The sequence below is a fragment of the Streptomyces sp. NBC_01335 genome (genome assembly GCF_035953295.1).
In the GTDB taxonomy this organism is placed as follows: domain Bacteria; phylum Actinomycetota; class Actinomycetes; order Streptomycetales; family Streptomycetaceae; genus Streptomyces.
In genome coordinates, this window is sequence record NZ_CP108370.1 from 3,511,029 (window position 1) to 3,535,720 (window position 24,692).

The following is a 24,692-nucleotide window of genomic DNA, read 5'->3' on the forward strand; positions in this document are numbered from 1 at the left end:
GCGGAACGAGTCGTCCGCCGCGGACCGGGGTGTCAGGCGCCGGACAGGACGGAGCTGATGGAGCTGATGTCGTCGACGCCGGCCGTGGGCGACCAGCCGCTCGCGTACTCCGCCGCCGAGCCCTCCGCGCTGGTGAGCTTGGACATGGCCTCGGTCAGCGCCTCGTGCAGGCGGTTCACCTGGTGGGCCGCCTTGTTGTACTGCTCCGTCCAGTCGTTCATCCGCTGCACGAAGATCGTGCTGGACGAGGCGTGGTAGTGCGCCTGCAACCCGGCGCTGGTGTTCTCGATGCTGGAGGCCGCCGAGCCCATCTTGCTCATCTGCTCCTCCAGCCTCGTGAGTGCCTGCTGGATCAGTTGCGCGTCATGCGCCACGGAAGTCGCCATCGGGCTGCCGCCTTTCCCCTGGGGTCGCCGCACGCACCACCGGGGTGCGTGAGGTCGCTGGCCGAAATACGCCCCCGGCCGGACCGGGGGCCGGACATGTTTCGGAAGGACGCCGGAGGAACACCGGTCGCATCCGTATCGCTCTTCACGGTCAACCACGCAAGTGACGGCTGCGGCAACCGTAAAAGAGTGTTAGTTGAACAAAGTTGACGCTACTCCTTCGAAAACTTGCTGATCAAGCTCTACTTGCGAGTCACATGTGACGCAGAATCAGCCACTCACGGCTTTCCGGACGGCTTTCCCGCAGGCGCACCCCTGCCGTCCCTGCCGTCCCTCCCGGTGTCCCCGGCCCCGGCCCCGGCGGTCACCGCCGCGCACCCGTCGGGCGTCGCGGGGCCGGTGGCGGCCCGCACGATGCCGCCGTCGGCGAGTTCAGCGGCGTCCAGCGCCGGTCCGGCCGGCAGGAGCTCCAGCCAGGAGGCGGGCAGTCCGACCTGGGCCACCCCGTCGTAGCCGAGGGTCTTCGCCGCGCCCGTCGGCAGCGGGTACAGCACCCCGGCGTCGGTCACCAGGTAGTCGCTGCCGCCGCCGCCCGAGGCGGAGACGGCCCGCACCCGCACGCCCTTCCCCGCCGGCACCGACACCCGGTCGGCGGCGAGGCAGCCCGCGCGCACCCCGGGCTGCACCGCCGGGGCGCCCGAGGCCACCGAGGCGGCCGGGGCGAGCGCCACACTGACGGCCGGGGCCTTCCCGGCGCGCGGTTCGGCCGTGGCGCACACCGCCCGGCCCGCCGCGGCGACCAGCCGGGGCGCGGTGGGCGGCAGGCCCTGGGCGAGCGCGGCGGCGGTGGCGGCCGGGGCGCGGTGGGCGACCAGATCGGCGGCGCCGACCGTACCGGGGGCGACCGCGCCGCCCCCGTACGCCTGGGACTGGGTCTTCGGGTCGCCGCGCACCAGGTCGTAGAGGAGGCCGGTCAGCTCGACCAGGCCGTCCTCGCGCAGGAGGTAGCGGCGGCCTCCGGGGCCGGTGAAGAGCTGTCCGTACCGGGTGGTGGCGCCGTCGAGCTTCGGCCCGGGACGGCCCCGGCCGGACACCGGCGGTACGGCGATGTCGGGGCCCGCCGTGAGGGTGTCGAGGAGCGCGTCGTCGACGGCGGCGGCGTCCTCGGCCGGCCAGCTCAGGGCGTCGGCGGCGCCGCTCGCGGCGTCGAGGCGGAAGCGGCGGCCGCCGTAGAGGAGTTGGGTACCGCCCGAGGGCGACGCGACGAGGACGCCCTCGCCGTCGGCCAGCCCGCGCGCACCGGCGACGGTGCCGACCGTGAGCCCGAGGGCACCGGCCGGGGCGTCCCCCTTCGCGTCGGCGTCGGCTCCACCGGTGGACGACGGGGCCGCGCAGGCCGACCAGGAGCCGCCGTAGAAGCTGCCTTCCCCCGGCAGGGCGTCGGGGGCGCCGACGATCCCGAACGGGTCGCCGTGCGGGGTCCCGGAGAGGTCGGCGGCGGAGACCGTGTGGGTCGACATGCCGTCCCCGGCGATCAGCTTCGCCGACGCCTGGTTGAGCACCGGGTGCAGCGCGCCCCCGGCGTACAGGTAGCGGGCGCTGGAGTCCTCCACCACGACGAACGCGCCCGCCGTGGCCCAGGAACCGTCGCCCTCCGGCACCACGAGCCCGTAGATGCCGACGCCGACACCGATCAGGACGGCGAGCACCAGGCCGCCCACGGCACCGCGCCAGTTGCGGCCGGTGGGGTGGTCGGGGGCGTCCGGTTCGGCGCGGAGCATGGCGGCCGACATCCTGCTGGCCAGGAACATGTGGGCCTGGACCTGGTCCCGTCGCGACTGCATGGTCTCTCCCAGAGGTCCGGCGCCGGCGGGAGTCCCGCGGGGCCGGGCCCGGTGCGTGGTGGGCGGTGGGGCAGGTAAGAGGGACGGTCGGCGGAGGGCCGGGTGGTGTCCGGTCGTGATCCGCCGGACACCACGGGGCCGCCGGGGGTCAGCCGCCGAGGTGGCGCAGGTAGCCGTAGCCCCCGGCGATCAGCACGGCCAGGGGGACGAGGGCGACGGCGGCGGCGGTCTGGACGAGGTCGCCGGCCCGGCCCCAGTACGGCACCAGGCGCCGGCCCGGTACGGTCCACGCGGAGACGGCGGCCACGGCGGCGACCACCGTCAGCCCGGCGATCACCTCCAGCCGGACCGCGAGCGTGCCGTGCGCGGCGGCCAGGAAGGCGACCAGCAGCGGGACGTATCCACCGGCCGTCACCACCGCGAGGCGCTGCCACCGGTTGCCGATGCGCCGCGCGTGCAGCAGCAGCAACACCCCGAGGAGCAGGGCGAACACGGGCGCCGGCCAGCCGTCGCCGCCGTCCCCGGGGCCGGTCAGCACGGCCGTCGCGGACGCGGCGGTCACCAGGGCGAACGCGGCCAGCAGCGCGGTCAGCAGCCGGTCGGCGCGCTCCGCCCGGAGGGCGACGGCGGCCGTCGGGTGCGGTTCGATGCCCTCCTGGAGCTGGGCCGCGTCGTTGGGCAGGTCCGGCAGCCGCAACCCGGCCAGCCGGGAGGCGAGGTTCGGGGCGATCCCGCCGAGCACCACCGCGACCAGCCCGGTCACCCCGGCCGCCTCCGGCAGGTCGAGGCCGGCCAGCACCAGCACCCCGCCGCCTCCGAGCGCCAGCGCCAGGCAGAGCGCGCCGAGGAAGAGCGGCCCGCAGGCGGCCACCGCCGCCAGCGCCAGCACGGCCGCCCCGGTACCGGCGGCCCCGGCCGACAGCAGCCGGGCGCCGAGCACCGCGTGCGGGCTGCCGCCCTCGGGGATCAGGGCGGCGGCCAGGGCGAGGTACGGCACCGCGGTCACGCCCAGCGCCCCGCCACCGCCCGCGTCGCCGACCGCCCGCGACACCGCGGCGGCGCACAGGATCAGCAGCACCGCGAGGCAGGCGGCGACCGTGCCGCGCACCGTGGCCGACCCGGGGAGTGCCAGCGCCACGAACCCGGCGGCCAGCGCGGCGACGGCGCCGCCGAGCAGCGCCACCCGCGCCAGCGCCGGGTCCCACGAGTCGGACCGGGCGCGCAGCGACTCGGACACCCCGTCGACCAGGTCGTCGAAGGCCGCCTCGGGCAGGGACTCGTCGCGGGCGCGCAGATGGAGGACCTCGCCGTCGCGCAGCTCCAGCGAGTGCGCGGTGCCCTCCTCGTCGAGGGGCGGGCCGCCGAGGCGCTGGAGGGACCAGCCGCCGTGCAGCAGGCCCTCCTCGTGCAGGCCGCCACCGGCGAGGTCGGCGAAGACCGGCAGCAGTTCGGCCACCGGCACGTCGACCGGGACGGCCAGCTCGAAGACGGTCCCGGGAGCCCTGACGGTCAGCCGGCACAGCTCCACGACGGTGTCGCTCAACTCCAACTCGCTCTCTGACTCGGATTCCCGGGCCGAACCCCCACCGGTTCCGACCTGAACAGGCCGAACCCCACCGGGCTCGACCGGAAGGAGCCGAACCCCACGGGGCTTGACCGAAAGGGGCCAAACTCGACTGAACTCGACAGAACTCAACCGGATTCGGTCGGGCTCGACGTGGAATCGGCCAAACATTATCGTGATCATTCACACGCGACTCGAGCAGGATGACGAACAGTCGGATCACCGCCGCACGGCCGGAACTCGCCCCACCGGGCTGGAACATGCCGACGGCGGGCCGATCCGCCGGAATTCCCCGGACCCCGGCACCGCCCGGACTCCCACGGTTCTCCGGCGCTTCACCGACACGTCGCCCACCGTTCTCCGGACCGGTATCGGATCGCGTCACCGCCGGTGGACGTCCACGCCACGTCGTCCTCCGTCACACCGAAGCGTCCCCGGACGCGCGTCACACCGAAGCGTCCCCGGACGCGCGAGCCCGTGCCCACGGCCGTACCTGCCGTCCGCCCCCGCTCCGCGCGCCCGTACGCACCAGGGCCCCGGGACGTACAGGGGTTCCGGTGCCGGGGCACAGCGCGACCGGGCTCCGGCCCGGCGCGGGGAGGACCTGCCAGCACGTGAGCACCGTCACATTCCGCCGCCCGCCGAGGCGCCCCGGACCGCCGCCCCCGCAGGGCGAGCTGGCCCTCCAGGAACCGCCGCCGCTGCCGGAGACACAGGGCGCCATGGGCGGGATCGTCACCTACTTCCCGATGGCGCTCAGCTCCATGGGCATGGTGCTGATCTTCCTGAAGCCGGAGAGCGGCGGCGGCAGCGTCCTCACCTATGTCGCCATCGGCATGATGGCGATGTCCGCGGTCGCCATGCTGGTCAGCCAGTTCGTCCGCAGCGCGTCCGACCGCAAGCGGAAACTGCGCGGCGAACGCCGCGACTACCTGCGCTACCTCGCCACCAGCCGGCGCCGGGTCCGCAAGGTCGTCCAGGACCAGCGGCAGGCCCAGACCTGGCGCCATCCCGACCCGACGGCCCTGTGGACCCTGGCCCGCACCGACCGGCTCTGGGAACGCCGCACCTCCCACCAGGACTTCGCCGAGATCCGCATCGCGACCGGCGCCCAGTCCCTCGCCACCCCGCTCGCCCCGCTCTCCACCAAGCCCGTCGAGGACCTCGAACCGCTCTCCGCACACGCCCTGCGCCGCTTCGTACGCGCCTACACCAGCGTCCCCGGCATGCCGGTCGCGGTCCGGCTGCGCACGTACGCGCAGATCGTGCTCACCCCGGACGGCACGGGAACGAGTACGGGCGCGGGCACGGGTACGGCGGGTGCCCCCCGTACCGGCGGCACCCCGGCGGGGCCGGAGCACGCGGCCGCCCGGGAGACCGCGCGCGCCATGGTGCGCGCCCTGCTCGGACAGCTCGCCGTGCTGCACGCGCCCGGCGAGGCGGCCGTGGTCGTCGTCGCCGACGGCGAGGCCCGGCCCGCCTGGGAGTGGGTCAAGTGGCTGCCGCACGCCCAGCACCCGGTCGACCGGGACGCGGTCGGCCCCGTACGGCTGGTCGCCGAGACCGTCTCCGAGCTGGAGCAGCTCCTCGGCGAGGAGTTCACCGGCCGGCCCCCGTTCAGCCCGGACGCCGCGCCCAGCCGCGACGAGCCGTACACCGTGGTCGTGCTGGACACCGGCAGTGTGCCCGCCGACGCCCGGGTGGCCGGTACGGGCTACCGCAACACCGTCGTCATCGACGTGCGGGGCGTCATCGAGCGCAAGGCGCCGCGCACCGTGCTGCGGCTGCGGGTGACCCCGGACGCGCTGCACATGGCGGGGACCGACCACAACGGCCACGACACCGAGAGCCCCGTCGGCAAGCCCGACGTCCTCGGCCCCGAGGCCGCCCTGGCGCTCGCCCGGTCGGTGGCCCGGTACCGGCCCGGCACCGGCACGCAGAGCGCCCAGCCGCTGGAGACCGACATGGAGCTGACCGGCCTGCTCGGCGTCCTGGACCTGCACGGCACCGACCTGGACCGGCTCCGCGAGCGGGGCGCCGCCGACCGGCTGCGGGTACCGATCGGCCTCGGCGCCGACGGCGGGTCCGTCCTCCTCGACATCAAGGAGTCCGCGCAGGGCGGCATGGGCCCGCACGGCATGCTCATCGGCGCCACCGGCTCCGGCAAGTCCGAACTGCTGCGCACCCTCGTGCTCGCCCTCGCGATGACGCACACCTCCGAGACCCTCAACTTCGTCCTCGTCGACTTCAAGGGCGGCGCCACCTTCCTCGGACTCGACCGACTCCCGCACACCTCCGCCGTCATCACCAACCTCGCCGACGAAGCCGCCCTGGTGGAGCGGATGAAGGACGCCCTGCACGGTGAACTCATCCGCCGCCAGGAGCTGTTGCGCCGCGCCGGTTCGTACGCCTCGGCGCTCGACTACGAGCGCGCCCGGGCCGGCGGCGCCGACCTCGCGCCGCTGCCCACGCTCTTCGTCGTGGTGGACGAGTTCAGCGAACTGCTCGCCGCACACCGCGACTTCATGGAGCTCTTCGTGATGATCGGCCGGCTCGGCCGGTCACTCGGCGTGCACCTGCTGCTCGCCTCGCAGCGCCTCGACGAGGGCCGCATGCACCAGCTGGAGTCCCACCTCTCGTACCGCATCGGCCTGCGCACCTTCTCCGCCATGGAGTCCCGCAGCGTCCTCGGCGTCCCCGACGCGTACACCCTGCCCTCCCAGCCGGGCAGCGGGCTGCTCAAGAACGACGTCGGCAGCCTGACCCGCTTCAAGGCCGCCTACGTCTCCGGCCCGTACCGCCGCCGGGCACGCGGCGCCGCCCGGCAGGCCGTCGTCGCCGGTCAGGTCACCCCGTTCACCGCCGCCTGGGCGGCGCCCCGGCGCCTCCCGGCGGCCGTACCGGACCCCGTACCCGAGGCGGAGACGGGCACGGCGCCCTCGCTGCTCGACGTCGCCCTCGACCGGCTGCGCGAGATCGGCGGCCCGGACGCCCACCCGGTGTGGCTGCCGCCGCTGGACACCCCCGTCGCGCTGGCCTCGCTGCTCCCGCCGCTCACCACCACCGCCGCGCGCGGCTTCGGCGCCGCCCCGGTGACCGGCTCCCCGGCGGGCCCCACCCTGCGCGTCCCGATCGGCGTGGTCGACCGCCCCTTCGACCAGCGCCGCGACCCGCTCCTCGCGGACCTGTCGGGGGCGGGCGGCCACGTCGGCGTGGCGGGCGGCCCGCAGAGCGGCAAGAGCACCCTGCTGCGCACCCTGGTGGCCTCCCTCGCGCTCACCCACACCCCGCGCGAAGTCCAGTTCCACGGGCTGGACTTCGGCGGCGGCACGCTCACCGCGCTCGCCGCCCTGCCGCACGTCGGCACCGTCACCGGCCGCCTCGACCCCGAGCGGGTACGCCGCACGGTCGCCGAGGTCACCGCGCTGATGGCCCGCCGGGAGCGGCTCTTCGCCGACCACGGCGTGGAGACGATGGCCGACTACCGGCGCCGCCGGGCCGCCGGGGAGTTCGCCGACGAGCCGTACGGGGACGTGTTCCTGGTCGTCGACGGCTGGGGCACGGTCCGCCAGGACTTCTCCGAACTGCTCCCCGTCTTCAACCAGATCTCCGCGCGCGGCCTCAACTTCGGCGTCCACCTCGTCGTCGCCTCCACCCGCTGGGGCGAGATGAGCGGCGCCCTCCGCGACCAGCTCGGCACCCGCTTCGAGCTGCGGCTCGGGGACCCCGTCGACTCGATGATCAACATGCGGGCCGCGTCGGGCGTCCCCACCGTCCCGGGCCGCGGCCTCACCGCCGAACGGCTGCACTTCCTGACCGCGCTCCCCCGCCTCGACGAGCCCGACGGCCCCGGGACCGGCTCCGGCGACGCCCACCCGGGGCACGCGGAGGGCTTCGCCGCGCTCGCCCGGTCGGTGGCCGAGGCCTGGCAGGGACCGTCCGCCCCGCCGGTACGGATGCTGCCGCTCACCCTCCCCGCCACGGCGCTCCCCGCCCCCGAGGGCGACCTGCGGGTCCCGCTCGGCGTCGAGGACCAACGCCTGGAGACCTTCTGGCACGACTTCGAGGCCTCCCCGCACCTGCTGGTCGTCGGCGACGCGGAGTCCGGCAAGACCAACCTGCTCGCCCTGATCGCCCGCGCCGTCGTCGCCCGGTACGGCCCCGACGAGGCCCGGGTGATGACCGTCGACCTGCGGCGCACCCTCTCCGAATCCGTACCGGAGGCCCACCGCCTCGGCTACGCCGTCTCCGCCGAACAGGCGAAGAAGCTGGTCCTGGGCGCGGCCCAGGGCATCGCGGAGCGCGTCCCCGGACCCGAGATCGGCCCGGAGCGCCTGGCCAGGCGCGACTGGTGGAAGGGCCCCCGGCTCTTCCTCGTCGTGGACGACCACGAGATGCTGGGCGGCGGCGGGCTGGGCGCCCCGAGCCCCTTCGCACCGCTCTTCGACCACCTCGTCCAGTCCACCGAACTCGGCCTCCACCTGATCGTGGCCCGCAGCGCCAACGGCGCCTCCCGCGCCCTCTCCGACCCGCTGCTGCGCAAGCTGCTGGAGGTCAACACCCCGACGGTGATGCTCTCCTGCCAGCCCTCCGAAGGCGCGTTCATCGGCAACGTCAAGCCGAGGCTGCTGCCCCCGGGCCGGGGCCTGTACATCACCCGGCGCGGCACGCAGCAGGTGCAGACCGGACTGGTGGAGACGAACCCGGAGACCAACCCGGAGGCGAACGAGGTCGCGGGGTGAATGGGCCGGCTGCGGCCCCCGTCAGGCGCGGGTGCCGGCCCTCCGGCGCCGGGCGCGCGGCAGGGCGACCGCCGCCAGCGCCGTCAGCGCGATCAGCAGCGCCGCCCCCGCCGCCACCACCCACGCCTGGTGCACGGCGGTACGGGCGGCGGGGGCCGGAACCCGCAGGGGCGGGCGTACGGCACCTGCCGCCGACTCGGCCGGAGCGCCGGCGGGCAGCACCTCCGACACCGCGCGCACCGGCTGCACGGTGCCCCAGCCGACCAGCGGGTCCTGGCCGTCGGCGGCGGCGTGGTACGCGGTGCGCTCCAGGCGGGCGGTCAACTGGGCCGGAGTCAGGCCGGGTTCGCGCTCCACGACCAGGGCCGCCACCCCGGCCACCAGGGCCGATGCGAACGCGGCGCCCGAACCGGTGAACCCGCCGGAGCCGCCCGGCCCCACGCTCAGCACGCTGGTGCCCGGCGCCGCCAGACCGGGCCGGGTGACCGGCGCCACGGTGAGCTCGGCGGCGCCGCCCGGCCCGATCGCCGCCACCGCCAGCACCCCGGGCAGCGCGGCGGGGTACGCCGCCGGGAGCGGGGCCGCGGTCGGCGAGCCGGCCTGGCCGGACCCGGTGCCGTCGGTGGCCGCGGCGTACGCGGGGGCCACCACCAGGGCGCCCTTCTTCACGGCCGAGGCGACCGCCCGGGTCAGCGCGGGGCTCGTGGTGCCGAGCGCGATCGGCACGTCCACCACTCCGGCCCCGGCCGAGACCGCCGCCGTGATCCCGTCGGCGACACGGTCGGCGGTGGTGGCGCCGTACCGGTCGGTGACCCGTACCGCCACGATCGTGGCGCCGGGCGCCACACCCGCGAAGCCCGTGCCGGACCGGGGCGCCGCCGCGATCAGCCCGGCCGCGAACGTACCGTGCCCGACGCAGTCGGTCCCCGCCCTCCCGCCGGAGACCACGTCCGGGCCCGCAGTCACCCGGCCGCGCAGGGCGGGCACACCGGAGGCGTCGACCCCGGTGTCGACCACGGCCACCTTCACCCCGGCGCCGGAGGCGAACTGCCAGGACTCGGAGAGCGCGAGGGTGGTCTGCTGCCACGGCGTACGCGTACTCACCGACCTGGACGGCTTCACGCAGGTGCCGCCCGTACCGCCGCTGTCGCCCGTACCGTCGGGGCGGTCGAGCACCGTCGGGATCTGCGGGAACTGCGCGCCGTCGGCCGCACCGGCCGCGCCCGCGCCCGTACCGTCGGCCGCACCGGCCGGGGGGACCGACGCGAGCACGCCGCTCACGGCCAGGACCACCGCAAGTGCCGCCGTGCGCGCCCCAGGTCCACGCCGGACACCCCGTCCGCCCCGGACGCCCCGCGCGCTCACAGCGTTTCCGCCGGAACGTCGGCGGCGATCAGCGTCCGCAGTTCGTCCACCGTCGCGTCCGGCAGGGCGGTGAGCCGCCTGGCCTGCCTCGTCACCATCGCCTCCATGACCTTGCGCGCGTACCGGGCGTTGCCGAAGTCCTCGCCGCGTTCCACGCCGTCGAAATGCGCCAGCAGCGCGTCGGCGGTCTCCTCGCCGCAGGTGTAACCGTCCCGCTCGCAGAGGTCCCGCACGATGCCCGCGAGCTGCTCCGCCGAGTACGTCTCGAAGTGCACGGTGCGGGAGAAGCGGGAGGCGAGGCCGGGGTTGGACGCGAGGAAACGTTCCATCTCGGTGGTGTAGCCGGCCACCACCACCGCCACCTCGTCGCGGTGGTCCTCCATCAGCTTCACCAGGGTGTCCACCGCCTCCTGGCCGAAGTCGTTGCCGGACCCGCCGCGCGGGGTCAGCGCGTACGCCTCGTCGACGAAGAGCACCCCGCCCCGGGCCCGCCCGAACGCCTCCCGGGTGAGCTGGGCGGTGTGCCCGACGTACCGCCCGACCAGATCGGCCCGCGCCACCTCGACCAGCTGACCGCGCGGCAACACGTCCAGCGCGCCCAGGAGTTCGCCGTAGAGCCGGGCCACCGTCGTCTTGCCGGTACCGGGCGGACCCGCGAAGACCAGGTGGTGGCCGACGCTGGTGGCGGGCAGCCCGGCGGCGCGGCGGCGGCGCGCCGCGTGCAGCAGGCTCACCAGGTCGTCCACCTCGGACTTCACACCGTCGAGCCCGGTCATGGCGCGCAGCCGGGCGAGGATGTCCTCCAGCCCGGCGCCACCGGCCCGCTCCCCGCCGGCCGCCGTGACCGCCGCCTCCTCACTGACGTCGGACGGGACGAAGGAGGTGAGGTCGGCGTCGAGCACCTGCTCGGCTCCCGCGAGCCGGATCGCCTGCCGGTCGACCATCTCCTCGAACACCGCCCGTGCGGCACGGGCGTTGCCGAAGGTGTCGTCCCGGGGCATCCGCTCGAAGTGCGCGGCGAGCGCCTCCTCGACACCCTCGGCCAGTACGTAGAGGTGCGCCTCGCACAACCTCCGCACGATGGTGACCAGTTCGGGCACCGCGTAGTTCTCGAACTCCAGGGTGCGGCTGAAGCGCGAGGCGAGACCGGGGTTGGATGCGAGGAAGCCCCGCATCCGGTCGGTGTACCCGGCGACGATCACCACCACGTCGTCGCGGTGGTCCTCCATCAGCTTCATCAGGGTGTCCACCGCCTCCCGCCCGAAGTCCGGGCCGCCGCCCTCCTGCGCGGTGAGGGTGTACGCCTCGTCGATGAACAGCACCCCGCCCAGGGCCCGTTCGAAGACCTCGGTCGTCTTGATGGCGGTACCGCCCACCACCTTCGCGACCAGATCGGCCCGCGAGACCTCCACCAGGTGCCCCGACGGCAGCACGTCGAGCGCCGCCAGCACACTGCCGTAGAGCCGGGCCACCGTGGTCTTGCCGGTCCCGGGAGGCCCCGCGAACACGAGGTGCCGGGAGGCCATCGGCACCGGCAGCCCGGCCGCCCGACGGCGCACCGCGAGGCGGTTGAGGTTGACGAGGGTGGAGACCTGCTCCTTCACCGCGTGGAGCCCCACCAGCTCCTCCAGCCGGGCGAGCGGCCCACGCGGCCCGCCGAGCGCGTCCGCCCCCTCTCCCGCCTGCTCGGGGCCGCTCTCCCAGGAGTCCGGCTCCCCGTTGTCGTGGCTGTCCAGCTCCTCCGCGCGTACGTCGCCCCGCGCGGCGGTCCGCCGCAGCCCCGCACCCTTGTTCCCCGCCGTCACGCAACGCACCAGGCGTACCTCGTGCTCGCCCTCGACCCGGACCCCATCGCCCGCACCGCCGGTCGCCTCGCAGTCGTCCAGCGTGGCCCGGCCCTGCCGGCCCACCCGCACCCCGTGGCCCCGGCCGTCCAGGAACCGCCCCCGGACCACGATCGCCGCCCCGTCCTCCACCGCCAGGCCGTCCGTCCCGGACCCGCTGACCTCGGTGTCCAGCAACGTCAGCCCGGCGCCGCCCTCCACCAGCACCCCGGCCCGCCCGGCGTCCGCGATCCGGCCCGCCTGCACGGTCACCCGGGCGCCCGCGCCGATCCGCAGCCCGTGCGACGCGGCACCCACCAGCACCGCCTCCTCCACCTGGACCGTGCCGCCGCGTATCTCCAGCGCCTCGCGCTGCGCCCCCGACACCGTCAGCCGCCGCACCAGCAGCTCCCGCGCCCCGCCGCCGGTGCCGCTCTCCTCGCCGTTCTCCTCGGCCCCGGCGCTCCCCTCCACGAGGACGCCGACGCCCGCCGCCCCGGTGACCTCCACCCGGTCCAGCCGGGGAACGGCCCCGCCGGTGACGACCACCCCGCCGCCGGACGGGGAGTCGATCCGCAGCCGGTTCACCGCCGGGGACGAACCGTCGTCCACGAGCAGCCCGGTGCTCCGCCCGTCGCTGACGGAACAGTCGGTGAAGGTGCCCCGGGAACGCCCGGTCACCACGATCCCGCACCCCCCGGGACGTACCACCGTCAAACCCTTGACCACCGGATCGGTACCCCCGGCGAGCGTCACCGCGTGCCCCGACACGTCCACCGCCGAGCACTCCTCCAGCACGACCTGCCCCGCGCTCGCCACGTGGAACCCGACCACCGACCGCTTCACCCGGCACCGCGCGAACCGGGTCGCCGCGTTCTGCTCCGCCGCCACCCCGGGCTTCCCGGTCCCGGACACCTCGACGTCCTCGACACTGCCCCGGGCCCGCCCGTTGGCCAGCACCCCGTTGCCGCGCGCGTCGCGCACCGTACAGCGGCGCACCACCGTCGCCGCACCCTCGCCGATCACCACACCCGTCGTCCCGAGCCGCTCGAAGTGGCAGTCCTCCACCACCGACGGCTGCGCCGACACGTCGACCACCCCCGCCCCCGCCGGATTGCTGACCCGGCAGCCGCGCATCGCCAGCGACCCCTCACCCCGGGAGAGCAGCGCCGTCCACGCCGCCCCGGTGATCTCGCACTCCTCCAGCGCGACCTGGCCCCGGAGCACGTCGACCGCCGGCAACTCCTCGTCGGCGCCGCACAGCCGTATCCCGGCGAACTTCACCGCCTCGGCCCGCACTTGGACAGCACTTCCACGGGGAGGCGCGATCTCGACCACGCCCAGCGGATCGGCCGAGACGAAGGTGACCATCTTGCCCACCACGAGGTTCTCCTCGTACAGGCCCGGCCGCACACTGATCACCGACCCGTTGCGAGCCGCCTCCAGCGCCTCACCGATCGTCCGGAGCCCGCCGCCCGATTCCCCATCGCGGTCCACGACCAGCAGGTGCCGCGTCATCGGCCCTCCACACGCCCGGCAGGCGGGCCTCGTTGATCATCAACAACCCGTGCGGAGGATATACCGGCCGGGTGACGGGGAAGCGGGGCCGTCCCTCGGCCCGGTGGGGGGAGTCGGCGGAGTGGTGACCGGCCGTCGTCCGCCCCGAACCGTCCGGCAGAGCGATGGGCCGCACTGCGCAGGGCCATGAAGCCGGCCCGGGCCGGGCGTCCTGCCCCTCGTCCGCCTCGCGACCGAGCCTCGCTCCGAGGCCGGGGGGTCGAGCGGGACCACCACTGGGACCAGAACGGGGACTACGGGCACGTCACGTCGTGCCTCGTCGCGCTGTTCAGCGACCCGGCTCGCTCAGCATCGCGGCGGCTGGACCGGCCAGGGAGCCCTTGTCGGGAATCGCTGTGCGCAGCACGGTGGTCAGCGCTCTCTCGCAGTGATGCTGAGCACGCCGGCGGACTCCGCACCGCTCGACGCGTTGATCACCGACTCCTCCCTGGGCGGCGCCTGGCGCAGGAACGTACCGGCGAACCGGCCGCCGAACACCAGCGGTGCCAGGACGACCTCACGGGCCGACGGACTCGCGCCCGGCAGCTCCACGACGGCCGGCGGAACACGGTACTGCAGCACATGGCGCTCGGCCGATCCCCGCAGGCACTCCGTGAGCAATGCGCGCCACGCGGTGTCGTCCAGCGGAAAGCCGTACCTCATGTCCTTGCCGCCGTAGGCGGACGCAGGCTTGCACAGCAACTGCTCGCGGGCCGCGACGGCCCGCTCCAGGGTCTCCTCACTCAGCCGGAACGTCTCCGGCACGTGTCGCTCGACCAGGGTCCGCTCCTCGTTCGTGAGCAACGAGGCGTACTCGAAGAGCAGAGCCAGATTGGCCTTGTTGTCGAAGAGCCCCGCAGCGGGGGAGCCGATGAAGTCGACCTTGCCGGCCGCGTCGAGCTCCATCAGACGACGGGTGAGCGCCGGCGGCACGAAGCGCCGGGTCTCGTGCCAGGTGTACGCCGTGAACACCGCGTCGATCCGACGGCCCTCGAAGTAAACGCCCTCGTCGGTGAGTTCGAGGTGGTGCACCAGGCCACAGCTGACCTGGTGCCCGGCCGAGCGCACCATGTCGACGAAGAAGCGCCGGCCCGAGTCGATGTCTGCGGGGTTCGCGGTCGCCTCGAAGACATGCAGCGGTCCGTCGGTGTGCCGCCGGGTGAGACCGCCGAAGACCTCCAGCCAGACCCGTGAGGTGTCGGGTGCGTCCAGGCCGAGACCGCGGGACTCCAGGAAGCGGGCGTACGCCGAGGAGCGTGCGGCCCGGGTGTAGGGCGCGCAGGTGCTGAGGCCGCCCAGGGACGTCGCCACGTTCAGCTCGACCAGCTTCAGGCCCTCGTCGGTGACCACCAGGTCGGGGCGCATGAACGCCCGGGCCACCTTGGCCAGACGGGGGCTCGCGAGGGCCTCGGTCATCAGGGCCGCGTCGTCGGCGGACGCGCCCAGGTACTCCGCCCAGGCGGCGAGATCCTCGCCGAACACCCGCTGCGGGAAACCCGAGACGAGCTCCGCCAGGCGCACGCCGACCGTCGCGACATCGTCGGCCGCCTCCGCCGACAGGATCTGCGGCGGGTAGGCGTGCGCCCAGCCCTTGCGGTGGATGCGCTCCGTGAACTCCGTACGGTCCTGGTTCGCCCCACCGGTGCTCTCGAAGTCGGCCCACGCGGCGACGGCACGCCGGTCCAGGGCGGACCACACCGCCCGTGCCGCGCTCACTTCAGCTTCCCGGCGGCGCGCAGGGCGTCCAGAACCGCGTTGACCGCCTCGGAGGACTTGTCCTCGCCGGTGGCGCGGCGGTGGTAGCTGAGGCCGCCCGGGTTCACCATGTTGATCTCGATGACGTAGGGGAACGCCAGGTCGACGCCCGAGTAGAAGATGCCGAGGTCCATCATTCGTCTGCCGAGCTCGCGCACGAACGCGTCCTCTTCCTCGGTGAGTTCGAGCTTCTCGAAGCGGGCGCCGAGGGTGGCGTTCGAGCGGTTGTCGTTCTCCGGGTGGAAGCGCAGGAAGCCGGAGACCGGCTGGTCACCCGCTATGATCACGCGCTTCTCGTTGGTACGGACGTTGGGGATGTACTCCTGGACCGCGGTGTGGCGCTTGGCCATGCCGATGACGTCCCGGCCGTAGCGGCCGACGCGCGACATCTCGTTGCCGGTCGCCGAACCGAGGATCGCCGAGCGGTTGCGGTCCTTCTTGTTGACCACGTACACATCGGCGCCGCAGCCGTCACTGGTGGGCTTGACGACCCAGGAGCGGTCGCCGTCCGACTCGACGAGGCCGTTCAGGAAATCGAAGTCGTTGGTGACGTAGGACACCGGCAGGTTCTCGGCCGGCACGATCGCACCAAGGTTGATCTTGGTGTTGAGGTGGAAGAGCGCGCCGGCGCCGTTGACGAACGGGACGCGCTGGTTCAGCAGCCACAGGAGCCGGAAGGAGTCGTCGTCGGTCTCGGGATGGGTCCCCGCGAGAACCCACACGAGGTCGAAGTCCTCGGCGGACGCGTAGGACTCGCGCAGCGCGGGGAAGTCGGCGCCGGCGACGAACTCCTCGGACAGCCTGACCTGGTCGCACACGACCACGTTCTCGTGAACGCCGAGGCTGTCGATGTCACCGATGTGCACGTCGTGGCCTTCGCGGTACAGCGCGCTCGGGATGATCGAAGCGTTGTTGAGCTCGAATTTCGAGGCCTCGGACACCAGGATCAGGATCTTGTACGGCAAGGGGTACCTCTCGACATCTCAGCAGGAAGGGGTGCGGGGGAGGCGGTTCAGACGCCTGCGGTCAAAGTGCGGAGGGCGGCGTCGAGATGGCCCTCCAGTTCGTCGCGTGTGTCGGCGACGGCGAGCACGAAGCCGTGCCGGTCCCCCGACTTGGTGACGGCGCCGGGGAGCTGTCCGGCGGGTGCGGTGATCCTGACCTCTTCGACGCCGGGCAGCGAGGCGACCAGCTCGGTCCTGAGGCCGCCTTCGGGGACGGGCCCGTCGAAGGTGACGTAGCGGATGCCCGCCACTCTGTCGCGGGACGGCGCCTGCTGCACGGGCAGCCCGAACACGGCCGCCATCGACTGGGCGAACACGTCCTCGCCGAGCGCCAGGTGCAGCATGTCGCTGATCCGGTCGCCGCCGGGACGGCCGTGCGACTCGATGAGTCGCGGCCCTGCCGCGGTCACCATGACCTCGGTGTGCGAGGTGCCGAAGCGGTGGCCGGCGGCGTCCAGGGTCCCGCCGACGAGCTCGGCGATCGCTCTCTCGGCCGTGTCCGTCAGGCGTACGGGCAGCGTGTGCCCGGTCTCGACGAAGTGCGGTGCGCCCGTGGTGCGCTTCTCGGTGACGGCCAGGATGCGGTGACCGGTGTCCGAGCTCATGGCCTCGACGCTGTACTCGGTGCCCTCCAGGAACTCCTCGACGAGCAGCGGGCGCTGCCAGTCGAGCGCTGCGGTGTAGGCCTCGGCCTCGGCCACATCGGCCAGGTACTGCACGCCCGAACTTCCCGTGCCGTCCACCGGCTTCGCCACACAGGGAAAGCCGACCTCGGTGAGCGCGGGCAGCAGGTCGTCCCGGGTGGCGGCCAAAGCGTACGCGACCGGTGCGCCCGCCTTGTCCCCGACCAGGGCGCGCAGGTCAGCCTTGTTCTTGAGGACGGCCGGCGCGTGCGGGGGGTTGCCGGGCCAGCCGAGCTCGCCGTTGACGACCGCAGCCACCGAGGCGCCGATCTCGCCGAAACCGAAGCAACTGACCGGGCCGGGGAAGGTGCGCTCCCGGAGCCGGGTGATCAGTTCGGAGCTGTCGGCCGTCCAGGTTGTCTCGATCTCCGGGTCGCCCGTGGCCGGCGGCCTCGGCTGGCCGGGGTCGACCACGAGGACCACGGCCAGGCCCAGTCGCTCGGCCGCCGCGAGAACCGCGTCACGGGGGTTGAGCAGGACGGCGGTCGGGCGGGCGGTGTCGGTCGCATCAGGCATGCTGCGGACTGCCTTTCGGGAGAAGGAAACAGAATGCGGCGGCCGCGAGCGACAGGCAGCTGATCAGCAGCCACAGGCCGCCGCCGTGGAGGGACCCCAGGAGATAGCCTCCGAGCCCGGAGCCCAGCAGGCTGCCGAGCGCGCCCGCGGCGCTCATCGTGCCGAGCGCGAGTCCCGTGCGGCGCAGCGAGCCCGCCCGCACGGCCTGCTCGTCGAGGCTCGGCGAGATCAGCATCTCGGCCAGCGTGATCGGCAGCACGAAGGCGATCAGCGCGCCCCAGCCGCTGAACGCGATGAGCAGCGCGTAGCCGCCACCGAAGGCCAGGAAGCCGAGGGCCAGCAGGGTGCGGGTGCCGGCCTTGCGGAACACATGGCGCAGCAGGCTGTACTGGAACAGCACCACGAGCGCTCCGTTGAGTGTGAAGACGACCGAGATCGCGGCGGCGCTGCCCGTCAACTCCTTGGCGGCAATGGGCAGGACGACGTTCAGCTGGCTGTAGATCGCCCAGTACGCGACCCCCACGAGGACCAGCGGCCCCCACTGCCAGCGCGCCCAGCTCTCGCCGCTCCCGGGCACCTGCCGGCCGCTCGCGACGGTCGGGGACCCGGCGGGCGGTGCGGCCTGCACCGGGCGTGCCGTGAGCCGTATGCCGAGCAGAAGGTGCGAGGCCACGCAGGCGGCGAGGACGTAGTCGAACCCGAACGGGTAGAGCAACGCGCCCAGCGCCGGGCCGACGATCACACCGACGTTCACGAAGGTCGAGCGCAGCGCCAGCATCTCGCGCCGGGGCACGCTGTCGTCCCGGACGAGCAGCGTCTTGATCGACATGCCGAGCAGCGAACCGCCCACGCCGATCACCGCGATGCCTGCGACCAGCGCCCCCATGTGCGTACCGTCCGCGAGTCCGAGTCCGAGCAGCAGATAGCCGGCGATGCGCAGGACGAAGCCGGCCGCGAGCACGAACCGGGAATCGAAACGGTCCACGACCATCCCGCTGATCAGCGAGAATCCCTGCCCGCAGAAGGAGAGCAGCCCCACGAGGAAACCCGCCTGGGCTGTCGGGATGCCCTGGTCGGTGAGGTCCAGGGCAAGCAGTGGCAGGAACATGAACGTGGTCAGGCCGGTGAGCAGCACCGCGAGCAGGAGCATCCGCCCGGTGGCGGACGTGCCGCGCCAGGTGTTCACGAGCCGGCGGCTTCCGCCGGTACGTCCTGGAGGTGTTTCGTCAGCCAGGCCTCCACCTCGTACAGGCGCTCCTCGACCTCGGCGGCGTCCACGCCCTCCACGATCGCGTAGCACAGGTGCGACGTGCTGTTCTGCGCCACGGCGTCCGGGCGGAGATTCGGGTTCACCTGGTAATCGCGCACCCACGGGAACGGCGGCCGGCCGGGCGCCTGGACCGGTCGGCCCTGCGGCAGCAGGGACACCGAGCCATGCACCTTGTCCGGAGCGGTGGTGGGCGGCGGCGGGACGGGCAACCCGACGGACCGGCGCAGCCAGGCGGCGCGCAGATCGACGCCGTACGTCAGCTGCGTCAGCGCCGGGATCCGGTTGCCGCCGACGCGCGAGGCGATCTCGCACAGGACGAACTGGTCGTCCGGGGTGTGGAAGACCTCCAGGTGGTACGCGCTCACCTCGGGGACGTCGAAGGCTTCGAGCGTCCGGTCGAAGAACTCCTCCAAGCGCAGCGCGAGCTCGTCCTCCGGGCGCAGCTGCACCGAGCCGTTGTTCTGCCCGTCGAAGACGCCGAGGCAACTGCGCAGGTAACGGGACGAGGCGACGAACCGGTAGCCGGGGGCAAGGACCGCGTCCACGTGGTACATACGCCCATCGATGAACTCCTCGGCCAAGAGGTCCTCGCGCCAGTGCCGCCGGCTGAACTCCACCAGGTCCTCGTCGTCGCGCAGTACGCGGATGTCGCGCGAACCGCCCTGCTTGACCGGCTTGACCACGACCGGGTAGCCGGTCGCGTCGATGAAGTCCGTGAGGTCGGTGATCGTCTCCAGGCGGGCGAAGCGCGCGGTGCGCACCGTGCGTCCCGCGACCTCCTTCATGACCGCCTTGTCGCGGAAGGACAGCGCGCTCGCGGCGGACTGGCCCGGTATCCCGAGGGCCGCGCGGATCCGGGCGGTGCGCTCCAGGTCGTACTCGTTGTCCGTGATGACGTGCGTGAACGGGTTCTCCTGAGCCGTGCGGCGGATCATCAGCTCCGCGTAGGGAACGAACTCGCAGTCCGGTACGTACTCGTAGCGCGCGAAGTCGCCCGTGTTCTTCAGGTCGTTGTGGGTGTACACCTCCAGGGCACCGGCCAGTTCGGGGAGCATCGCGGCGTAGTCGCTCTGAGGGCCGTAGTTGATGACTGCGACGTGGAGGGTGGGGGTCATGGCTGGTGCCTCGCTGGGGTCGGGGAGGGAAGGAGTCAGGTCGCGGGGGTGTAGGTCGGCAGGTCGTCCTCGACGCTGTAGGCGCGGCGTCCCCACTCCATCGCGCTCCAGGGGCCGGTCATGTCCGCGAGGTCGGTGATGACGGTCGGCGCGAACTCCGGGTCCGGCTGGGCGGGCCCGTCCGGCGGGAAGACCCGCTCGACGTAGCGGTGGCCGGGGTCGGCGGCGAGGAAGACGATCGGCCCGCCGTCCGGTGCGCTCCTGCGCAGCTGGCGTGCGACCTGCCAGCCGGCACCCGAGGAGAGACCGGCGAACACGCCGGTCGTCGCGAGGAGATGGCGGCAGCCGGCCGCCGAGACGTCGAAGTTCAGCCAGTGCATCTCGTCGTACGCGCTGTAGTCGATGTTGCCGAACCGGATGCCGCTGCCGATGCCCGCGATGATGAAGCCGTCCAGCGGAATGGCCTCGGAGCCGAAGGAACGGCTGCCGAAGGGCTGGATGCCGGCGACCCGGACGTCCGGCGACAGCTCGCGCAGGTAGCGGCTCATGGCGCTGGTCGACGCCCCGGTGCCGACACCGCCGACCACGGTGACGCCGCTGGAGCCGAGCTCCTTCACCACGGTGTTCGCGACGCTCTCGTAACCGATGTAGTGCACGTCGTCGTGGTACTGCTGCATCCAGTACGCGTCCGGGTTCTCCTCCATGTACGCGTGCACGAGGCGGACGCGTGTCTCCTGGTCGTGCTGGAGACCCGGGTCGTCGGAGGACGGCACCTGGGTGTAGGTCGCGCCGAGGTACTTGAGCTGGGTCCGGATCGCCGCGTCGACCGCGACCGAGGCGAAGACGTGGCACTTGAGCCCGAGGTTGCGGCAGACCAGGGCGAGGGCGTGGCCGTAGATGCCGCTGGAGCTGTCCACCAGCGTCTGGCCCGGGCGGATCACTCCGCGGTCGAGGAGAGCCTTGACCGCCGCGTACACCGAGGTGACCTTCATGACCTCGAAGCGCAGGACGTAGATCTCGTCGCCCAGGTCGATGAGGTCAGGTTCGGACAGTTTCTCGGCAAATGACTTGTACACCGCGTGCCTTCCGATGAGTTCGGTGTCGTGGGTGCGGGGGCTGTCCGCCGGGGGCGGTGTCGTCCGCTGACATACGGAGTTCTAGGCGGCGGGAATACCGGTTGATTCCCGTTCGCTTCCCGGAGCGGGCCGGGAGTCCGCCGGGAAGCCGACTCCCAGAATCAGGGGCATGACCCTTCCCCTGTCCTCCCACCCGGCGGGTGCCTTCTCCGGGCCTCCGCTGCCCCCGCCCGTGCAGCGGGTCTGCGACCTCGTGGTCGAGCGGGCCCGCAGCCACCCCGACCGGACGGCGGTGGTCTGCGGCGACGACGTGCTCGACTACCGGCAGCTCGTCGAGCGCGCCACCGAGGTCGCACGCTCGCTGTCCGGCACGAACGCACGGCGCGTCGGCATCGCCGCGCACCGCACGGTCGGCGCCGTCACACACGCGCTCGGGGTCGCGCTCAGCGGCCGGTCGTTCGTGTTCCTCAACCCGGAGGCGCCGCGGAGCGCGTCCGCGCACATCCGGGAGACGGCCGGGGTGACGACGGTGCTCGATCCCCGGGTCGCACCGAGCGCTCCGGCCCTCTCCGGCGAGACCGTCGATGCCGGCGATCTCGGCGATCTCGGCGATCTCGGCGACGAGGCGTACGTCCTCTACACCTCCGGCAGCAGCGGCAGGCCCAAGGGTGTCTCTGTCACGCACGCCAACCTGGCGAGTTCCACCCAGGCCCGGCTAGCGGTGTACGAGCCGTACGGCACCCCCGTCTTCCTGCTCCTGTCGCCGTTCCACTTCGACTCCTCCGTGGCCGGCGTCTGGGGCACCCTCGCCGCCGGCGGCACCCTCGTCGTGGCCCGCGAGGACGAACGGCGCGACCCAGTCGCTCTGTTCGACCTGATCGCCGGCCACCACGTCAGCCACCTGCTCACCGTGCCCAGCTTCTACGCCGAGCTGCTGCCCGTGCTCGCCGCCGGCCCCGCGGCCACCGCCTCTCTTCGGGTCGCCGTCTGTGCGGGCGAGTCCCTGCCGCAGCAACTCGTCGAACAGCACTTCGCAGCGTTGCCCGGGGCCGCCCTCGCCAACGAGTACGGGCCCACCGAGTGCACCGTCTGGGCCACCTGCCGCCTCTACGACGCACCCGGCCGCTCCACCATCGGCTTCCCGGTCCCCGGCGCGACCGTCCACCTGCTCGACGACCTGCTGCGCCCGGTGCCGGCCGGCGAGGAGGGACAGATCGCGCTGTCCGGCCCCGGTGTCGCCGCCGGATACGTGGCCGACCCGCAGCACACGGCCGCCAGGTTCGTCGAGCTGACGGACCCGGCAGGTCCGGTCGTCAGGGCATATCTCACCGGCGACCTCGGGCGCTGGACAGAGCAGGACGGGCTCGATTTCACGGGCCGGATCGACAACGAGGTCAAGATCCGTGGCGTACGCGTCACGCTCGAAGCCCTCGAAGAGGCGATCGCCGCCCACCCCGGCGTACGGGCCGCGGCCGCGGCGTACGACCACACGAGCTCGACGTGTTTCGCCTTCGTCGCCCTGCGGCCGGGCACCACCGTCGACGCGGCGGCGGTCCGGGCCCGTGTGGCGGAGAGTCTCGGCCCGGCGGTCGTGCCGGACCGGGTGCTCTTTCCCGACGTCCTGCCGCGCACGGCTCACGACAAGATCGACCGGGCGGCCCTGCTGGCGGGCGCGCAGCGGGTCCACGAGACCCCGGCGCCCCCGGTGGCGGACTCCCCGGCCGCCCTGGTGGCCGCCGTCTGGTCGGAGCTCCTCGGTGCCCCCGTCCAGGCCTCGTCCGACGCGACCTTCTTCGAACTGGGCGGCAACTCCCTGACCGTGCTGCGTCTGGCCCGTGCCCTCGGGAAGGTCGCCGGCCGTCCCATCGGGGTCAAGGACGTGTACCGCCGTGCCACCGTCGCCGAGCAGGCGGAACTGCTCGCGGCACCGTGAACCACGCGGAGGCGACCGGCTCCGGCGCCTCCGGCCCGACTCTCCCCGATGTCTCGCCCCGATCGGTCGTCACCCATGCCCCACACGCCCACCGGGAGCTCTGTCTCCCTGCGCCGACTCACCCCGGAACCCGGCTCCGGGCCCGCCGTGCTGTGCTTTCCGCACGCAGGCGGCTGTGCCTCCTTCTTCCGCTCCTGGCCCTCCCTGCTGCCCGCCGCCCGCGTGGACGCCGTGCAGTACCCGGGCCGTGAGGACCGCGTCGCCGAGGACCACCCCGGGAGCCTCCTCGACCTGGCCGCCTCGGTTGCCGAGGAGATCCTGCGTACCGGAGAGCGCTACTCCGTCCTGTTCGGGCACAGCATGGGCGCCTACGTCGCCCTCGAGGTCGCCCACCGGCTCGAACAGGCCGGCGCCCCCGTGCCTGCCCTCGTGATCTCCTCGGCGGCCGCCCCCGCCGAACGGCCCGCCGTTCCGTTCGAGGACACCGCCGACGTCCTCGCGTATCTGGAGCAGTACGAGCCGGTCAGCCCCGAGATCCGGGCCGAGCCCGATCTGCTCGAGATGATCCTCGACTACATCAAGGGCGACCTGCGGCTCGTCGCCCGGTACACCGAGCACTCCGGCAAGCGGCTCACCGCCCGCGTCACCGCCGTCGCCGGAGAACAGGACGTACCGGGGATACGGGAGCACGTCACCCGCTGGTCCCGGCACACCACAGGGGACTTCACGTCCCTCACCGTGCCGGGCGGCCACTTCTACCTGCGCGAGGAGCCGCCCGTCGAGCTCCTGCGCGCCGCACTCGACCGCACCCGAAGGGAAACCCCGTGAGCCCCGACATGCTCGCCCGCCCCGACATCGCCGCCCTTCTCGACGGTGCGACCTACCGCGCCGGCGACCCCTTCACCCTGTGGCGCCGGATGCGCGAGCGGGCACCCGTCGCCTGGCACGAACCGGACGTCTTCCCCGGATTCTGGTCCCTGACCAGGTACGACGAGATCAAGGAGGTGCTCCGCGACGCCGGCACCTTCAGCTCGTCCTCCGGTATCCTCCTCCGCCCGCTCGCCCAGGGCGACGACCCCGGCAGCAACCGCACACTCGCCCTGTCCGACCCGCCCCGGCACACCGCGCTGCGCGGAGCGATCGCGGGCTGGTTCGCGCCGCGGAACCTGCGGATGCTCGGCGACTTCCTGGACCGGACGGCCAGGGAGACGGTCCGTGCCGCCGTCGCGGTGGGGCGCACCGAGTTCGTCACGGAGATCGCCGCCACGCTGCCGCTCGACGTGGTGTGCGCCTTCCTCGGCATACCGGACGAGGACCGCCCGCGGATCGTCGAGTGGTCCACGGACGCCTTCTGCGCGGGAAGTTCCGAGGAGCGCAGCCTCGCGCACCTGGAGATCCTCGACTATTTCGCCGGACTCGTCGAGGAGCGCCGTGCGCGGCCCGGCGACGACCTGGTGAGCGTGCTCGCCGGCGTACGGCACGAGGGGGCGCCGCTGCCACTGGACGACGTCGTGCTCAACTGCGACAACCTCCTGGTCGGCGGCACCGAGAACGTACGTCTGGCGATGTCCGGCGGACTGCTCGCCCTGCTCGACCACCCGGACCAGTGGGACCTGCTCCGGCGGGACTTCGACGCGACCGTGGACACCGCGATCGAGGAGATGCTGCGCTGGACGTCCAGCGCCACCCACATCACACGGCGGGCCACCGCCGACGTGGAGCTCGGCGGGCAGCGCATCCGCCGCGGCGACCTCGTGGTGTGCTGGCTGACCTCCGCCAACCGCGATCCGGCGCACTTCACGGACCCCGACGACTTCGACGTACGACGCACCCCGAACCGCCATCTCGCACTCGGCGCCGGCTCCCACTACTGCGTCGGCACCCAGCTGGCCAAACTGGAGATGAAGGCGGTGCTGCGGGAGTTCACCGCCCAGGTCGGCGAGATGACGCTCGACGGCACACCCGAGCGCCTGGACTCCATCGTCGTCAACGGCCTGCGCTCGCTGCCGCTGCGCCTGACCCCGGCGGCCCGCCGTGGCTGACACCCGCCGCACCTCCC

15 protein-coding genes are annotated in these 24,692 nt (G+C 73.4%); 4 read left to right on the forward strand and 11 right to left on the reverse strand.

Annotated features, from left to right (window positions below; all coding sequences use genetic code 11):
• Nucleotides 1-32: 32 nt before the first annotated feature.
• The 3 genes from OG599_RS15090 to eccD form a co-directional block, all read right to left on the reverse strand.
• Nucleotides 33-386: a hypothetical protein gene (locus OG599_RS15090; protein WP_327176498.1), complete on the reverse strand. Its 354-nt coding sequence runs from the start codon at nt 384-386 to the stop codon at nt 33-35.
• A 278-nt stretch (nt 387-664) separates the two neighbouring features.
• Nucleotides 665-2,230 carry a type VII secretion protein EccB gene (gene eccB, locus OG599_RS15095; protein ID WP_327176499.1) on the reverse strand — a complete coding sequence of 522 codons (1,566 nt, stop codon included), beginning with the start codon at nt 2,228-2,230 and terminating at the stop codon, nt 665-667.
• Between the two features lie 148 nt (nt 2,231-2,378).
• Nucleotides 2,379-3,773 carry a type VII secretion integral membrane protein EccD gene (eccD, locus tag OG599_RS15100; protein ID WP_327176500.1) on the reverse strand — a complete coding sequence of 465 codons (1,395 nt, stop codon included), beginning with the start codon at nt 3,771-3,773 and terminating at the stop codon, nt 2,379-2,381.
• A gap of 635 nt (nt 3,774-4,408) precedes the next feature.
• Between eccD and eccCa the strand changes: the two genes are divergently transcribed.
• Complete coding sequence (gene eccCa, locus OG599_RS15105) at nt 4,409-8,536, forward strand: type VII secretion protein EccCa (protein WP_327176501.1); 4,128 nt, start codon at nt 4,409-4,411, stop codon at nt 8,534-8,536.
• A gap of 21 nt (nt 8,537-8,557) precedes the next feature.
• Here eccCa and OG599_RS15110 read toward each other — a convergent pair whose 3' ends face one another.
• The 8 genes from OG599_RS15110 to OG599_RS15145 all read right to left on the reverse strand — a co-directional run bounded on the left by OG599_RS15110 (nt 8,558) and on the right by OG599_RS15145 (nt 20,700).
• Nucleotides 8,558-9,817: a S8 family serine peptidase gene (locus OG599_RS15110; RefSeq protein ID WP_327176502.1), complete on the reverse strand. Its 1,260-nt coding sequence runs from the start codon at nt 9,815-9,817 to the stop codon at nt 8,558-8,560.
• Between the two features lie 80 nt (nt 9,818-9,897).
• Nucleotides 9,898-13,242, reverse strand: a complete 3,345-nt coding sequence (locus tag OG599_RS15115) for an AAA family ATPase (RefSeq protein WP_327176503.1) — start codon at nt 13,240-13,242, stop codon at nt 9,898-9,900.
• Between the two features lie 411 nt (nt 13,243-13,653).
• The gene (locus OG599_RS15120; protein ID WP_327176504.1) at nt 13,654-14,997 is read right to left on the reverse strand and encodes a hypothetical protein; all 1,344 of its coding nucleotides are present in this window, start codon (nt 14,995-14,997) and stop codon (nt 13,654-13,656) included.
• Entirely contained in the window at nt 14,994-16,001 is a 1,008-nt protein-coding gene (locus OG599_RS15125) for an ATP-grasp domain-containing protein (protein ID WP_327176505.1), read from the reverse strand. The genes OG599_RS15120 and OG599_RS15125 overlap by 4 nt, the downstream gene beginning before the upstream one ends.
• 47 nt (nt 16,002-16,048) lie before the next feature.
• Nucleotides 16,049-17,239, reverse strand: coding sequence for an ATP-grasp domain-containing protein (locus tag OG599_RS15130; RefSeq protein WP_327176506.1), 1,191 nt, complete (start codon nt 17,237-17,239; stop codon nt 16,049-16,051).
• A complete protein-coding gene (locus OG599_RS15135; protein ID WP_327176507.1) occupies nt 17,232-18,425 on the reverse strand; it encodes an MFS transporter in 1,194 nt (397 codons plus the stop codon). Before OG599_RS15135 ends, OG599_RS15130 begins: the two co-directional genes overlap by 8 nt.
• Nucleotides 18,422-19,624 (reverse strand): ATP-grasp domain-containing protein, encoded by a 1,203-nt coding sequence (locus tag OG599_RS15140; RefSeq protein ID WP_327176508.1) that lies wholly within the window; start codon nt 19,622-19,624, stop codon nt 18,422-18,424. The genes OG599_RS15135 and OG599_RS15140 overlap by 4 nt, the downstream gene beginning before the upstream one ends.
• Before the next feature lie 35 nt (nt 19,625-19,659).
• Entirely contained in the window at nt 19,660-20,700 is a 1,041-nt protein-coding gene (locus OG599_RS15145) for a pyridoxal-phosphate dependent enzyme (RefSeq protein ID WP_327176509.1), read from the reverse strand.
• A 169-nt stretch (nt 20,701-20,869) separates the two neighbouring features.
• Between OG599_RS15145 and OG599_RS15150 the strand changes: the two genes are divergently transcribed.
• The 3 genes from OG599_RS15150 to OG599_RS15160 all read left to right on the forward strand — a co-directional run bounded on the left by OG599_RS15150 (nt 20,870) and on the right by OG599_RS15160 (nt 24,675).
• Nucleotides 20,870-22,633: a non-ribosomal peptide synthetase gene (locus OG599_RS15150; protein ID WP_327176510.1), complete on the forward strand. Its 1,764-nt coding sequence runs from the start codon at nt 20,870-20,872 to the stop codon at nt 22,631-22,633.
• 75 nt (nt 22,634-22,708) lie between these two features.
• Nucleotides 22,709-23,461, forward strand: coding sequence for a thioesterase II family protein (locus OG599_RS15155; RefSeq protein ID WP_327176511.1), 753 nt, complete (start codon nt 22,709-22,711; stop codon nt 23,459-23,461).
• On the forward strand, nt 23,458-24,675 hold the full coding sequence (locus OG599_RS15160; RefSeq protein ID WP_327176512.1) for a cytochrome P450: 1,218 nt from the start codon (nt 23,458-23,460) through the stop codon (nt 24,673-24,675). The genes OG599_RS15155 and OG599_RS15160 overlap by 4 nt, the downstream gene beginning before the upstream one ends.
• Nucleotides 24,676-24,692 lie beyond the last annotated feature (17 nt).